Origin of the sequence: Paenibacillus whitsoniae (assembly GCF_003955665.1) — a bacterium.
GTDB lineage: Bacteria > Bacillota > Bacilli > Paenibacillales > NBRC-103111 > Paenibacillus_E > Paenibacillus_E whitsoniae.
Map to the genome: position 1 here is coordinate 894 of NZ_RXHU01000093.1, position 14,893 is coordinate 15,786.

Genomic DNA, 14,893 nt, shown 5'->3' on the forward strand with positions numbered 1-14,893 from the left:
ACGAATCAGACTTTATTACATCTGATGAATTAATTCCGAAGGAGTTTCCCATTGGGCATGACCTGCTGTTAAATGCAAAAGCATATGGCTCATTCTCCCATTTTTGTAATTTCAATTTGTAAGAAACGTTCCAGAAAAGCCGACCACAATGGGCAAGACATAGTAATTTAAATAATTAGAAAACCCACCACGCTCGTGTTAAAGGCATACATGGATAAAAAGAGCGGTATTTATTCCGCACAAGCTGAATTCCATCCAATCGACAATATTACTTGGATCGCCAGAACACAAAATGAAGATAAGCCAGGTAAACAGCGCGAAGCCATTGTAACTTTTGGAGATATGATCTACAAAAATCTTATCAATGGCAATTACGTTTTTCTAAGCAGCGTAAAGCTAACTGGAAGTAGAAAGGAGTGGTGTAAACAAAAAGGAAATTTGAAATTACAGGTAATGTTGGAATTATTGTTTGAATCCTAAGAATTATTGTATTAAACTCATTCAAACCACGATTTGTATATATGATTTTCCTATGATGAAGCCTTAGGCAGAAGAGGTAGTCCGATCGATGTAAAAAAGGATGAATTCAGGGTTTCAAGTACAATGATTTTGTGATTTGCAAGAGATAACAAAAGTGTGTATTTTAAACGTGAAAAGGTAGATGGATCCGATCCGGATACTTTCCAAATTATTATGAAGGGAGGCGCTGTCCGGCGTCTCTGTTTTCATTTGCATTGCGTTTGGTTATAGCAAGGCACCACTAACGATGGGGAAGGGTTTTGCGGATCAGGTGTTTCTCCACGCCTTCGGGCTGTGAAGAAGGCGCATGAGCTCGTAATACAAAGGAAAGGTCGATTTAACGTCACCAACTAGGCACTCTTCTTTTACTGCGCTTTATCCATGTCCGTATCTGTAAATTATCCATAACGCAAAGTCAGATAATGCTGTAAAATAAATATCAAGACATCAAATAAAGAGGCGAGAGACTTGTTCAAGTCCTTAAAACTTCAAAACAAAATTTTTATCTATTTGTCACTTTTTGCGTTTATCGTTGTGTCCTTCATCAACCTTCTATTTTATTATTATGCGGAAAGTTTTGTGGAAGGGAATGCGGTTGGAAACAAGCTTCAAACGACACAAAAAATTCAGGAACAGATGGACAACATGCTGGAGGAGATGGACAAGCTCTCCATTTCCGTAAACGCTTCCAACTATATTATGAATACTCTCGCTCACATTCCGCTTTCAAACGGCAAGAACTATTTTGTCGAAAATCCCCAAGTGAGCTCGGATATAAAAAATATTTTGTTGTCCTTCACTGCCCTTCAGCCACTTAAAGAAAGGATCAGCCTAATTTCCAAGGATGGCGATTATCTTGAAATTAGCAACAAGATGAACAGTCAGATGGTTACAAAGGAGCTGATCCGCCATATGCCGGAGTTTCATGAGTGGATGAGCTCAGAAGCATACAAGATTTGGCTTCCAATGCATCCGGATACCTGGTCGGCGGACGCTGACCCTGTTATTTCCCTGATCCGGCCTCTTCGCGATAATTATCAAGTCCTCGGGCTGGTGGAGGTGAGCTATAATGTATCGGAGCTGGAGCGGATCACATCATTTAAGAACGCTCAATACTCAAGCCAAATTCTCTTATGCGATGAGAATCAGCGAGTGATCTACAGTAAATTGTCGACGTCCCTTCAAGAACAGAAGAACTGCTTAAAACCCGCGGGCGGGCTGTCGACTGAAAACGTCAGCCATCAGGAATGGCGTCTATTTAACGAAACGTATATGGCATTCACGATCGGACTGTCAAAGGTGAATTGGTCGGTTATGTTGTTGGATGACGAGAGCAACTTCCATAGACCGATTTTTTATCTAAGATACAGCACGTTTGGCATCTATATCATTGTCCTATGTATCATTCTTGCGCTTCTTTACATGTATGTCGGCATGGTAACCCGACCGATCCGGAGGTTGAAGGAATCGCTCGCCAATTTCGACATGGAGAAATTGCAGCTCCATCCAACACGGGTTCGTACGAAGAACGAAATCACTTTGCTGGGGCAAGCGTTTCAAGATTTGCTGGATAGGCTGAGGGATTCCATGAACGCGATAGAGCAAGCAGGACAGCGGGAGATGGCCGCTCATATGAATGCGTTACAAGCTCAAGTAAATCCGCATTTCTTATACAACACATTAACCGTCATCGGCGCTTACGGCAAGATGAAAGGCAATGACGAGGTAATGGAGATGTGCACTGCTTTGGCGGATATGCTGCGGTATGCGTTGAAGTTTGGGGAGAAAGTAACCTATTTGGTGTTCGAATTGCAGCATATTGACAACTATCTAAAACTCATGTCAAAACGATATTATAGCTTATTCCAATATCATATTGATGTAGACACGTCCTTGTATATGCTTCCGATACCAAAGCTCATCCTACAACCGATCGTGGAGAATGCGTTCCAGCATGCTTTTAAGGAGAAGGAATCACCCTGGCACGTGAAGGTCACCGGCGGATTGAAGGAAGGCAAATGGTGGCTAAAGATCGTGGACAATGGCAAAGGTTTTGATCAGGTAAGGCTCCATGAACTTCTCGATCAGCTGCGCGGAATGGCTGATTCAGGCACTCTCCCACCGATTGAGGCTCCCCAGGAAATGAATTTGTATGCGGAAGGCAACGGAATCGGGCTAATGAACGTATTCGCTCGGTTGCATTTATTCTATCAGGGTGCCATTGAGATTCATATCCAGAGCAAGGAAGACTGCGGTACAACGATCCGTTTAGGAGGAAGATGGCATGTATAACGTATTATTGGCGGAAGACGAGCCTCCTATCTTGTTTATGATCAAGGCATTGATTGAAGCGAGCCATTCGTCCTTTCAAGTGAATAATTGGGCATTCAACGGCAAAGAGGCGTGGGCGATCGTGCAGAGGCAGAAGCCCGATGTGCTAGTTACCGATATTAAAATGCCTTTTATCGACGGGCTGGAGCTCATGGCTAAGGTCAAAGATATGGATCCTCGAATTCCTTGCATTGTCCTGACTGGCTTTCATGATTTCGAATTTGTACGAGATGCTCTTCGGCTTCATGCGTTCGATTATTTGCTTAAGCCGGTCAAGGAAGAGCAGCTTAAGCAAGTATTAGACAAACTATTCAAGCAGCTTGCCGAGAATTCAGCCGATAATGAGACCGGCATCATTCGTCACTGTATATACTATGGCAAAGATGTCGGTGAGGAGATGAAGGCTCGAATCGCCACGCTTCCTTATGCAAAGTATGACTTGTTACTAGTCCGTGCGGGAGCAGCTTCCAAGCTAGTATATGATACGCTGAATCCGGGGAGGAGACCGATTAGGCTTGTTCAAATGGATCTGATCGAACTGATTACACCTTCCGGAATCGCTGTATGGGTTCTGGATGGTCTGCAGCTTAACGAGAAGATCATCGTGATGGCGAGCAATTTTGCCGGAGAAATTGTCCACCCGGATGCCTTCGCCGAAGAGTTGCTTCGCCGTCTGCAAGAGAGGAGCGCGATTCCGTTTCACGTGTTTGTAGGGGACAGCGTTGAGCGCCCGGAATTGTTAAGGGATGCGGCGGATCAGCTGCGAAGAGTGGTGACGTTGCAAACCCGTCTTCATCGGTCAGGTGTATATCCAACGACTCGTTTGCAACAGGATGCAGGAAACGCAATGGATGAGGATATCATTAACCGGTGCAAGCTGATTGTTCAGGAAGAGAAGTTTGACGTTTTCATGAAGGCCTTGGAGTTATGGAGCAAGGAATGGTTGAATCGGGATTATACGCAAGAGCTACTCGAGATGATCCTTCAAACGATGATTTCAAAGTATGAACAGATTTGGTATACTACGCGCATCGAATTTGATGCCAACGAGGTTGTGGCTTCTTGTACCTGCCTGCCGCAGGTTGTGGAGGAATTCGGCAACTATATGAAACCCTTCTTCGAAAGAAGAGTTAGGAGTCAGCAGGCAGCTTCAGCCAAAGATCTTGTCCACACGATCGAACATTATTTGAATACTCATTATATGGAGCCGATTTCGAACGAAATGTATCATAGTCTGTTCGGCTACAATAAAAATTACATTTCTAACGTTTTCAGCGAGATCATGGGAATACCACCAAGCAAGTACTTGATGAAGGTTCGTATCCTGAAAGCCAAATCGCTCATTGTCGAGCAGCCCCATTTGCCTCTCAAAACGGTTGCTGAATTGGTTGGGTATGATGACCCCTTGTACTTCAGCCGGGTGTTTAAGAATGAGATTGGTTTCAGCCCTAAAGAGTATAGGGAGATGATTTCGCGGGGGGAGGAGCTTGAGCGATGAAAGGAACGTTTGCCCTAAGGGGGGTGGCGGTACTGACGATGACGATGCTATTAACGGCAAGTTGTTCCCCGATGGATTCAAGCAGGAATGAGAATGAACCTGATCGAGTAACTACCTTGACCTTAATGGCCAACATGGACTGGATCGGAAAGCCGTACATAAAACGTGCGTGGCAGTTATACGAGCAGGCGAAGGGCAATAAGCTTGATATCCAAGCAGCACCGATCGATACGGCAACGACCGTGATTAGAAAACGGGTTGCGATGGGGGAAATCAGTGATATTGTCATGTACTTTGGGGGAGTTGGGCTAAATGACCTTCATCCGGAGAAAAACTTTGTTGATATGACGGGAGAGCAGTGGGTTAAAGATATCAAGAGAAGTATTCTACCGCAACTATTGTATAACGGGAAAATCTATGGACTGCCGTTATGGGAATCTTCAGTCAGCGGCATTTTGTATAACGAAGAGCTGTTCGACAAACTGCAAATACGGAAACCGACAAGCCGCACCCAATTCGATGCCGCCTGCGAACGTTTGATTGCGCAGGGGATTACACCCATATACTTAGCAGCTAAAGATTTATGGCCTTTATTCCCCCAGTATGGTCTAGATCAGCTTGTCAAGGCTTACCCCCATTTAGTCGAAGACTTGAATGCCAACCGGATCAAGTTCGCCGATATTCCCGAATTTCGTGAATTAATTGATGATTACAAGAACATGGCTTTGAAAGGATATTTCGGAACGAATTATTTGAATAATAATTGGGATGGGCAAGCTTCTGCTCTTGCAAATGGTAAATATGCCATGGCCTTTGGATGGGATGTATATCTTTATTCCGACGTGGAGCCGCATTTCCCCGGTACGGCGCAAAAATTCGGAATACTTCCTTTTTTCTTCGGCAATTCTGGGTTCTTCGGATACGAAGGACCCAATGTTGCCATGATGATGGTGAACAAGAACGGCAGGCATGTTCAAGAATCTATGGAGATGATTCGCTACTTGGCCCAAACGGAAAACTTGAACGAAGCTTTCAGTGATGTGTCCTCCGAGACGACATTCAACATAGTCAATAGCAATCATCCTACTCATCCGTATGCGACAGACCAAGATTATATCGATGCCAACACGAATGCTTCAATCACGCCGTTTATCATCGGCTACGATCAAGTTGAGATGGGCCGAATTCTCCTGCGAGTGCTTGCAGGAGAACTGACATCGGTTCAAGCCATTAAAGCAATGGACGATATTCGAATCGCCGCCGCCAAAGCTCAGCAGCTCCCAGGCTTTTAACGTACTTAAAATGCAGTTCGTCCTTATGAGAAGGCGGGCTGCATTATCATTTTTTCACCTATGTTGAAGTTCTGTAAAATGTCCATGAAAGGATCTGCTTTGTGTCCTTATTGTAGCGCTTTCATTCGGATTATTATAAAGATGTAGACCAGACATACTTTTTATAGAATAAGGGAGGAATTAACACATGGAGCAACACAAATCTTGGTTAACCGGAGCATCCGTTATGCTTCTGCTAAGCGCGTTCTTATCGGCATGCAGCGGCAGCGGCAATCAGGATAAGCCCTCTTCGTCGCCTGCTGCGTCGAATGTCTCAGCAGGCAATGCTGACAAGGTGACATTAAAGTATTGGACGTGGTCGCCGTCCGCAGAGGTATACAAGCCTGTTATTGAAAAATTCGAAGCCAGTCATCCAAACATCAAAGTCGAACTAAGCATCGTTGGCGGTAATAGCAGCTCCCCTTACCAAACCAAGATGCCTCTAGCTTTGACCACGGGCGAAGATCTCGATATTGTCGGGGTACAGACTGGCGGCATGCCAAAACAAATAGAGAGCTACCTGTTGCCTCTGGACGATCTCATGAAGTCGACGATCGGTGCCGATTGGCAGAGCAAATTTACTCCAAACAGTATAAAACAACTGCAAAGCCAAACGAGCAGCGGAATTAAATTTCTTTCCATGGGATCAGTCGGGTCCATGGTGATGTATTACAACAAAGACATTCTTGATCAACTGGGCGTGTCTGCACCAAAAACGTACGATGACCTTAAAAACATCGCCAAGTCGATCAAAGACAAGAAACTGGATATTCTGCCTGTCGCAGTCAACGCTAAAGACGGTTGGACGCTCGATGAGATCGTCTGGACTATCGCTGGCCAGCAATCTAGTATTTACAATAAATTCCACTATAACTCGGGCGGTAAGCTTGACAGTCCTGAATATACACAGGCATTGGCTAGCTTCAAGAAACTGTTCGATGATGGAATCTTCAGCAAGAAGGACATCTTCGATCTCGACTACGACCGCTCCAAGACATTGTTTACAACCGGTAAAGCGGCCTTGTTCATTCAAGGGACTTGGGAAGCCAACATGATTTCGGAGAAGGTCCGGCAAGACAATAAGATCAACATAAATGATGTCGGGATTGCCCCGATTCCATCCATCGAGCCGAACGGTAAGCCGTCGATCCGCTCCTTCATCGATATGGGTCTTGGCATTGTGAAGACATCCAAACATCCGAAAGAAGCCGCACAATTGATTCAATATTTGACGACAGGCGAAGGCAATGATGCGTTGAACAACCAGTTTCTCTTCACAAGCAACAAAGTCGATGCCAAAATTGATCAGTCGTTGCTAACATCGCCGACGGCCAAAGAGTCTTATCAAACGTTAGTGAGTCTGGTTGCCAATTCGACGGCGGATCGTAACAACAACTCGAAATTTTCCGATGTTACAGGAAATGAGATCCAAAGGTATATTCTCAACGGAATTGATCCCGCAACAGAGGCGAAAGCACTCCAAAAAGAATTCGATACTGGAAAGTATCCGAACTAAATGAACTTAGAATTTGTTATGCTGCGGACCCTTATGTCAGGGCTCCGCAGATCTTCCTCAGAGATAATGAAATTGCGTCGGATGGATGGTGAGATGTATGGGGTTGGAATGGAAAAAGCAAGTAACAGCTTATATGTTTATCCTTCCGCTTCTGCTTGTATTTGCTGTTTTTCTCTTGTATAGTTTGATTTTTTTATTGAAAACCGGCTTTGAGTATGGGGATATCTCGTTTCTGCACTCGAAGTACGTCGGACTCGATAATTACCGTCAAGTACTGACAGATGTGAAGTTTTTTAAGTCGATTTGGAACAACATTGTGTTCTCTGCAGCCACCATTGTGATCAGTATGACGTTGGGCTTTTTGATCTCTGTCTTCCTTTGGTTGAAATTCCCGGGATCTCGCGCCTTACATGCGTTGTTTTTCATTCCAACCATTATGCCAATGGCCTTGATCGCAACCGTGTTCTCGGGCATGCTCGAATATCGCTTTGGCGCTCTGAATCAATTTCTGGAATCGATCGGGATGGGGTTCCTCGCGCAGCAATGGCTTGGCGATCCTAACTGGGCTTATGTGTCGGTCATGGGGATTGGGATTTATCTTATCGGAATACCGATGATGTATTACAGCGCAGATATAACTACAATCAATCCCAGTGTGCTTGAAGCGGCAGTGTTGGAGGGGGCGGGAATGACGCGGATGCTTGGGTTCATTATTTTCCCGTTGCTCAAGAATGCGCACAAGACCATTATCATTTCGACGCTTCTGCAGAGCTTCCGGGAGTTCGAACGCATCTATCTGATGACAGGTGGCGGTCCCGGAGACAGTACACAAATATCAAGCGTCTATTTGTATAATTTCATTCACTCGGCCGGTTCGAATATCGGGTTTGTATCTGCGGGTTCGGTGATTCTTCTACTGGTAGCGCTGGTGATTTCTTTATTCCAGTTACGAATGTATGCTCCGAGTCAATCGCGAAAGGGGAAAGCCACATGAACACCTTCCTGACGAACCGGCTTGAACGGCTGTACATTCAGATCTTCGTGTACGTTGTTGCGTTGCTATGGCTGTTTCCGATTATAATTGCTCTTAAAAATTCACTAGCCGTCAATGGATTTTCCAATTACACCTATCTATTCACGCATGAGATTGGTGGAATCAGGATTTATCGGCCATTCCTGAACTCCGTTCTAGTAGCGGCAGGAGATACACTTCTAATCCTGATCATCGCATCGCTCGCTGCGTTTGCATTCTCTAAACTGGATTTTTTCGGGCAAAGATGGATTTATTCTTTTGTGCTCATGTGTCTCTCAATACCCGGCGTCGTTGTATTGGTGCCGTTTTTCTATATACTGAAATCCATTCATCTGTATAATACACTCGCCGCCGTCATCTTTTCCGAGGTTGTTCTGACATTGCCGTTTGCTGTTCTGATGCTGCGTAACTACTTCGATAACCTTCCGAATGAGGTGATGGAATCGGCTTATATGGATGGTGCAACGTCGCTTCAAATTTTTCTTCACGTTTATTTTCCATTGGCGCGTCCGGCTTTGATTAATTTGGGTGTGCTATGCATCATGTGGTCGTTCCAAGATTACTTATTGCCGATGATGTTCGTTACAGATAATAAATGGGCCACCGCGACTATCGCGATTAGCGCCTTCAAAAGCAATTTCGGATTTAATCCAGCAGACCAAGGTAGGTTCTACGCTGCACTGGTTCTGCTCGGTCTGCCTGCCTTGCTTATCTTTCTGGCGGCTCAGCGATATATAACCAACGGCATGACGTCCGGTGCGGTAAAAGATTAAAGAAGGGAGAAGCAGTATGGAATTCTATATCTCGCCTTTTGGCAAGGATAGCAACCCTGGGACGATTGAACAACCATTCGCCACTTTCGAACGCGCGAAACTCGCCATCCGCGAGTATCGGCGTTCAAAAGCGAATCAGAGCGAGAGCTACACGGTAATCGTTCGAGGTGGTGTATATGAACTCTCGGAGCCGATCGTCTTCTGCGAAGAGGATTCGGGAGAGCAGGGAAATGCAGTGGTATACCGCTCTTATCCGGGGGAAAGGCCAGTGATCAGTGGCGGGCGTCGCTTCTCCCCGGTGTGGAGACCTTATCGCGAAAACATCCTCGTAGCGGACTTGCCCGAGTGTTGCAAAACGTCGAGCTTCACGCAGCTATTCGTTGACGGCAAGCGACAGATTCGGGCTCGATATCCCAATTTTGACCCTTCCGTGCCGGGTGTTACAGGATACACGCATCCAACGGGCAACCAGTCTACTTGGCCGCACCGTGAGTTGCGTTTCGACCCGCAGCAGTTTACGGACAAGCGCTGGAGCCGTCCGGAGGAAGCGGTGCTTCACATTTTCGGTAAAAACTATTGGGGCAACTTACAGTGGGAAATCAAGGACATCGACTGGGAGAATCACCTGATCCGACTCGGCCACGGCGGCTTCCAGATCAACGATGTTATGCAAGGCGAGGACGCGACGGGCATTGATGAACGATCCCGATTCTTTATTGAAAATGTATTCGAGGAGTTGGACTCTCCAGGCGAATGGTATGCGGATTTCCGAGAGGGACTGCTATACTACTACCCCGGGGCTGAAGTGGATCTTTCTCATGCTGTAATCGAAGCTGCTCTCCTTCAACGGCTTGTTATTTTCCGTGGTAGCCAGCATTCCCCTGTACATGATATTGTGCTTTCCGGATTCCGATTCGCTCGTACGGAAGGTACCTACTTGGAAACCTACGAAGCACCCTCACTCGGGGATTGGTCAATTCATCGGGGCGGGGCCATATTCATGGAGGGAGCCGAACGATGCGAAATAGAATATTGCCATTTTGATGCTGTTGGCGGCAATGCAGTGTTTGTAAACAACTATAACCGGAACCACAGGTTTTATGGAAACCTGGTGGAAGAAGCAGGAGAAAGTGCATTTTGCTTGGTTGGCTCCAAGCATCTGACAATGGGTAGCCAACTTGCCTACCCAGCCGCAATAACGATCAGCAACAATGAAATCTACAACATTGGGGTATTCGGAAAACAAACAGCCGGCGTATTTATTTCTGTTGGCAGAGATCATGTTATTTCTCACAATCATATTCACCATCTGCCACGCGCAGCAATTTGTATCAACGATGGTACATGGGGGGGGCATATTATTGAATGGAATGATATCCATGATACTGTGCAGGAAACAGGTGACCATGGACCATTTAATTCATGGGGCAGGGATCGCTTTTGGTGCCTGGAACAATCTCATGGTCCTGCTTCACACTGTGCAGGCGATGTAAAGAAGGACGCTCGTCACCCGGTCATCATTCGTCACAACCGTTTTGTTGATTATAAGGGATGGGGCATTGACCTGGATGACGGGTCATCCAATTATCACATCTATCAGAATTTATGTATCGGTATAAGTATCAAATTACGCGAGGGCGACTATCGACTCGTGGAGAACAATATTTTTTACCATTGTGCAAATCCACCGGGTATTCACATCGGATATGAGCACAACCACGACCGCTTCCTGCGAAACATCATCGTGGCCCATACGCTCGCAGATAACCCTGAAGTCGACATTAACTTTGAAAAGGGCGAATCTAAAGGCAAGTTATATGAGTTCATCGGTCCCCCGCCAGATGGTCGCTGGGTAGAGGAGCTAGATTATAATTTATTTTACAACGATCTCGGTCAATTCAAAGCAACCGTTCACTTCCGCCCGCTTGGTAGTCGTACCGAACATTACACTTTAGAAGAATGGCAAGCGATTGGTTGGGACCAACATTCGCTCTTCGCTGACCCGCTTTTTACGAATCCGGATCAAGGAGATTTTACATTACAACCCAATTCTCCTGCTTATAGCCTTGGCATCACCAACGTCGATCTGATAGGAGTGGGCTTGCTTCATGATTTTCCTAATGATTTAAAAAAACTTACATAAGTGTAAGTATAAAACGTGTACCGTGAAGGGGGGGATTAAGATGTAGGGTCATTGCTATTCTCATTCGTTGCCAAAATTTATTAATATGGGAGGCTAATTTGAATGTTGAAAATGAAACCTTTGCTGCTTGCCTTATTGTGCGTGTTGACCGCGTTGTCGGGCTTTGCGTTCGCACCACCTACGCCAGCATATGCGTCGCAACTGGATGACCTCACGTCCTTTTATACAGCCATGGACGGATCTAAGGGATGGGTTGACCTATTTGAGAATGATATTTCCTATCTTCGGGCGGACCAAGCAACGTTGAACGGTAGCGGTCTTTCCGTCACCTATCTGTCTAGCAAGAATCCTTACATGGGGGATAGTGTAAGAGGATGGAATTCAACTTCCCAATCCTTTTCTTGGAATGTAAAGACAACAGCTGCGGACAGTTTTTATATCGATGCCTTAATCAATGCAAGCAGTGGTGCGACGATCCAGTTGATCGCCGGTTCCAACGTATTGACTTATACGTTCACTACCTCCGGCTGGAACAAAATCCGACTTGGGCAACTCGCCTTTCCGCTTGGCAGTTCTACAGTGACGCTCACAGCGACATCAGGCACATTCGATATGATGCTGAAGTCTCTAGAACTGTCACCGGCATCGGCGGCAGCTACAATTCAGACTAATATTCAAAATTCCCGATCGAAGGCAACCTGGATGAAAGACAGCCCAGTAGGCGTCATGTACCAATGGGGTCAATGGGGCGCGTACCCGAATGGGACGCAGCCCGCTTGGCCAGGAAGCTATGCCGGTGTGCCGGGGGACCCGTATTTCAACAACTCTGAAACTGATTGGAATGCGCTTGCAGACCGCATTAAGGGGATGGGGGCCGATTTTGTCGTGTGGTCGATCACATGGACACAATATTACGTCGCCGCCCCGATTACTTCAATTGACAATGTGTGGGCTGGCCGAACCACCACGAATTATGGCGGTCAAGACTATCTGATGCACATGCTGGATGCGTTCAAGGCTCGTGGGCTTAGGGTTGTTTTTTACTATCATTCGGGACATGACAACAATCCAAATCTTAATTGGTGGAACAATTTCTGGACCGTATCCTCGAAAGGCTATTATGCCCGCAAGGAAACGGCTATGGACAAGTGGATGAACATTGTCACCGAGATTGGTAACCGTTACGGTACGAAGTTAGATGGGTGGATGTTCGACGACGGTTCCATCTACTATCCTGCGCCTTACGATAAAGTGTCTTCAGCAGTGCGTGCCGGTAATCCCGACCGGATGGTTTCTTTTAACAGCTCCTTTCATAACGGCGGCGGACCACGACTGACGGATTACGAGGACTTCTTCTTTGGGGAAAATAATTCAGGGTCTCTACTGAGTCAGTATTCGATTCAAGACGGAAAGTATACAGATGGACCATTTGCAGGTGAATATGCATTCGGTAATTTCAAAGTCGATAAATATGATTGGGGAATTCGAACAGGCGATAAAACACCAATCGCTACAGATTTGGCGCGGATTCAGTTTATCCAATTCGGCGAGAATGCCATCAGTACACAGCAATCAATGGCTTACGACATGCGAATGTGGACGAATCTTGATCAATCGGCTACAGACATCATATACTTCACGGATGCAGCCAAGCTAGCGCATGCCATTCGCGACGGTAATCTATACAATGACTCGGACGCAGAGGTTGCGTATACGGGTAGCGGGTGGTATACACAGAGTGCAGGCACGACCTATAAAGGGGACGAGCATGTTACAAAAGCCAATGGGGACAGCTTTACGTTTAGCTTCTATGGCACCGGCGCCGACATCGTGACGATGACGAACAGCGATGAAGGCAATATGGATATTTATGTCGACGGTGTTTTTAATGGCACAGCAAACGCAAACAGTGCGTCACGGGTAAGTCAAGCCTTCATCTATTCAGTAAGCGGCCTGACACCAGGAAATCATACTATTAAGGGTGTCAAAACTTCAGGCACTTACATGATCGTGGATGCATTCCTCGTAAAACGAGTGGATCCAAACCAGTGGTATAAACTTGTTAGCAAGAATAATCCGGGCTATGTTCTAGACACCTCGGCGTCGCCAGTTAATGGAACCAAGGTACAAATGTGGCAAGACGTTGGAAATGACCGTCAGCAGTACCGCTTTATCGATGCTGGTGCTGGGTACTATAAAATTCAAGTCCGCAACAATCCGGCCTTTGTCATAGACACCTCCAGTCCCAACATCACGAAAGGAACACAAATGCAAGTATGGAATGATCTCGGTAATGATAGGCAAAGTTACCGGTTAGTGAATCAGGGCAATGGCTATTATAAAATCTTTGTGCGAAATAATGCTAACTATTTGATCGATGCCTCATCCATTTCAAATGGAGGGAAAGTGCAGATGTGGACTGACGCAGGCAATGATCGTCAGCAATGGTCGCCAGTTATGGTTCCGTAGAAATGCCAACTTGAAGATAAAGCTTCCGCATGTATAACTATGTAACCGGATTTTTTTCTGTTTATGTCAAAGCCCTTAAGCGCACTTCTGCATGAGGGCTTTGGCATAACAGGCATGTGAACGCTACTCGTTGAATATTTATGCGGTGTTGGAGATGTTCGGGCCGGAACGGGTCATGTTCGGTAGCGATTGGCCGGTCTGTCAGTTAGCTGCAGATTACGATCAAGTGATGAAGATTCTGTTGAACGCTATACCGCGGGAGTTGGGAGAAACTGAGCGCGCACTGCTGTTCGGTGGCAATGATGAGCGGTTTTATAAACTTAACAAGGGGGGGCAGCCGGCGCTGGCGCGCCGATCACGAAGTCGGCTTCATCCGGAAGTACCAGGTGCGTAAGATGCACTCGGGCCAGCAGCCGTCGCCGGCGCACTGACCGCGGAGCCGGCTTCGTCCGGAAGCACCAGGTACGTGAGCTGCAGCCACTCGGGCCGGCAGCCGTCGCCGGCGCGCCGATCGCGAAGTCAGCTTCATCCGGAAACACCAGGTACGTGAGCTGCTGCTGCTGCTGTGCTGCTGTCGGGTGACAAGAACATAGTAACATTAAAAACCGCATAAATTGCGGTTTTTTTGTTGTATGTTATCAAGTTCTTGTCAAAACGAAATGACAAGAACTTGATAACATTCCCGATTAGGACAAGAACCTTGTAACATTCCCGACGAAGTCACATTACTCGTTTAAAAGTGTCTTCTGCGGGGGCGAGTTCGGAAAACCAATTTCCGTTTGAATTGCATACGAAAATAAAGTATTAGACAGGCTTTGGCGTTAAGCTCCCTCGGTATGATTTAATTTCCTCACGCAAGCTCGTCTATTCGCAGGATTTCATCCTTTAGGTTTCGATGCTGAATGAAAAGGAGCGAGATATATTTAGGGTGTTTCGTTAAAAAGGCATGCGGGAATAGAGGTGGAGTTGAATCACCCAGTTCATTCCAATTACTGCACGTATTCTCCACGATCCCTTAGCGATTTTCACTCCCATGTCTCGACGGGTCAACAGCCCTTTCATTCCTTCGTCACATCTATCTAAGGGGTGGAGGTCGGTCTTTCTAACGGAATGGGTCGGTGCCCTTTTGTTTAACGTATCCCGATACTCCGTGCTTTCTTTGTCTCCTGCGAATACGCCAACTTGCGTGAGAAAAGGTTTAAGTTAAGCTGCTAATGCAAAGATTTTATCGGGTTTGTAAGCGACATCACTACGAGCCATCCCTACTAAGAGTCGAGCTA

The 14,893-nt window shown here is 46.2% G+C and carries 11 protein-coding genes; 10 read left to right on the forward strand and 1 reads right to left on the reverse strand.

The features are described from left to right. Positions 1 to 210 precede the first annotated feature (210 nt). The 10 genes from EJQ19_RS26700 to EJQ19_RS26745 all read left to right on the forward strand — a co-directional run bounded on the left by EJQ19_RS26700 (position 211) and on the right by EJQ19_RS26745 (position 14,007). Positions 211 to 480, forward strand: coding sequence for a hypothetical protein (locus EJQ19_RS26700; protein WP_126144277.1), 270 nt, complete (start codon positions 211 to 213; stop codon positions 478 to 480). A 507-nt stretch (positions 481 to 987) separates the two neighbouring features. Further along, positions 988 to 2,811, forward strand: a complete 1,824-nt coding sequence (locus EJQ19_RS26705; protein ID WP_126144278.1) for a cache domain-containing sensor histidine kinase — start codon at positions 988 to 990, stop codon at positions 2,809 to 2,811. Further along, positions 2,804 to 4,348, forward strand: coding sequence for a response regulator transcription factor (locus tag EJQ19_RS26710; RefSeq protein ID WP_126144279.1), 1,545 nt, complete (start codon positions 2,804 to 2,806; stop codon positions 4,346 to 4,348). The genes EJQ19_RS26705 and EJQ19_RS26710 overlap by 8 nt, the downstream gene beginning before the upstream one ends. Beyond that, positions 4,345 to 5,640: an ABC transporter substrate-binding protein gene (locus EJQ19_RS26715; protein WP_126144280.1), complete on the forward strand. Its 1,296-nt coding sequence runs from the start codon at positions 4,345 to 4,347 to the stop codon at positions 5,638 to 5,640. The genes EJQ19_RS26710 and EJQ19_RS26715 overlap by 4 nt, the downstream gene beginning before the upstream one ends. A 187-nt stretch (positions 5,641 to 5,827) precedes the next feature. Further along, on the forward strand, positions 5,828 to 7,195 hold the full coding sequence (locus EJQ19_RS26720) for an ABC transporter substrate-binding protein (RefSeq protein WP_126144281.1): 1,368 nt from the start codon (positions 5,828 to 5,830) through the stop codon (positions 7,193 to 7,195). Positions 7,196 to 7,292: 97 nt separating this feature from the next. Continuing rightward, positions 7,293 to 8,189, forward strand: a complete 897-nt coding sequence (locus EJQ19_RS26725; RefSeq protein WP_126144282.1) for a carbohydrate ABC transporter permease — start codon at positions 7,293 to 7,295, stop codon at positions 8,187 to 8,189. Continuing rightward, complete coding sequence (locus EJQ19_RS26730; RefSeq protein ID WP_126144283.1) at positions 8,186 to 9,001, forward strand: carbohydrate ABC transporter permease; 816 nt, start codon at positions 8,186 to 8,188, stop codon at positions 8,999 to 9,001. The genes EJQ19_RS26725 and EJQ19_RS26730 overlap by 4 nt, the downstream gene beginning before the upstream one ends. 16 nt (positions 9,002 to 9,017) lie before the next feature. After that, positions 9,018 to 11,144: a right-handed parallel beta-helix repeat-containing protein gene (locus EJQ19_RS26735; protein WP_126144284.1), complete on the forward strand. Its 2,127-nt coding sequence runs from the start codon at positions 9,018 to 9,020 to the stop codon at positions 11,142 to 11,144. Positions 11,145 to 11,498: 354 nt separating this feature from the next. Then, the gene (locus tag EJQ19_RS26740; RefSeq protein ID WP_164716729.1) at positions 11,499 to 13,613 is read left to right on the forward strand and encodes an RICIN domain-containing protein; all 2,115 of its coding nucleotides are present in this window, start codon (positions 11,499 to 11,501) and stop codon (positions 13,611 to 13,613) included. A gap of 154 nt (positions 13,614 to 13,767) precedes the next feature. After that, positions 13,768 to 14,007, forward strand: a complete 240-nt coding sequence (locus EJQ19_RS26745; protein WP_126144286.1) for an amidohydrolase family protein — start codon at positions 13,768 to 13,770, stop codon at positions 14,005 to 14,007. Here EJQ19_RS26745 and EJQ19_RS32020 read toward each other — a convergent pair. Next, positions 13,934 to 14,212, reverse strand: a complete 279-nt coding sequence (locus EJQ19_RS32020) for a hypothetical protein (RefSeq protein ID WP_164716728.1) — start codon at positions 14,210 to 14,212, stop codon at positions 13,934 to 13,936. The two genes, EJQ19_RS26745 and EJQ19_RS32020, sit on opposite strands and share 74 nt — an antisense overlap. Between the last annotated feature and the right edge of the window lie 681 nt (positions 14,213 to 14,893).

Excerpts from the sequence above, each read along its gene's own strand:
- EJQ19_RS26700 (WP_126144277.1), top strand. The coding sequence starts at position 211 with ATGGATAAAAAGAGCGGTATTTATTCCGCACAAGCTGAATTCCATCCA.
- EJQ19_RS26710 (WP_126144279.1), top strand. The coding sequence starts at position 2,804 with ATGTATAACGTATTATTGGCGGAAGACGAGCCTCCTATCTTGTTTATG.
- EJQ19_RS26715 (WP_126144280.1), top strand. The coding sequence starts at position 4,345 with ATGAAAGGAACGTTTGCCCTAAGGGGGGTGGCGGTACTGACGATGACG.
- EJQ19_RS26720 (WP_126144281.1), top strand. The coding sequence starts at position 5,828 with ATGGAGCAACACAAATCTTGGTTAACCGGAGCATCCGTTATGCTTCTG.
- EJQ19_RS26725 (WP_126144282.1), top strand. The coding sequence starts at position 7,293 with ATGGGGTTGGAATGGAAAAAGCAAGTAACAGCTTATATGTTTATCCTT.
- EJQ19_RS26730 (WP_126144283.1), top strand. The coding sequence starts at position 8,186 with ATGAACACCTTCCTGACGAACCGGCTTGAACGGCTGTACATTCAGATC.
- EJQ19_RS26735 (WP_126144284.1), top strand. The coding sequence starts at position 9,018 with ATGGAATTCTATATCTCGCCTTTTGGCAAGGATAGCAACCCTGGGACG.
- EJQ19_RS26740 (WP_164716729.1), top strand. The coding sequence starts at position 11,499 with ATGGGGGATAGTGTAAGAGGATGGAATTCAACTTCCCAATCCTTTTCT.
- EJQ19_RS26745 (WP_126144286.1), top strand. The coding sequence starts at position 13,768 with ATGTTCGGGCCGGAACGGGTCATGTTCGGTAGCGATTGGCCGGTCTGT.
- EJQ19_RS32020 (WP_164716728.1), bottom strand. The coding sequence starts at position 14,212 with ATGTTACTATGTTCTTGTCACCCGACAGCAGCACAGCAGCAGCAGCAG.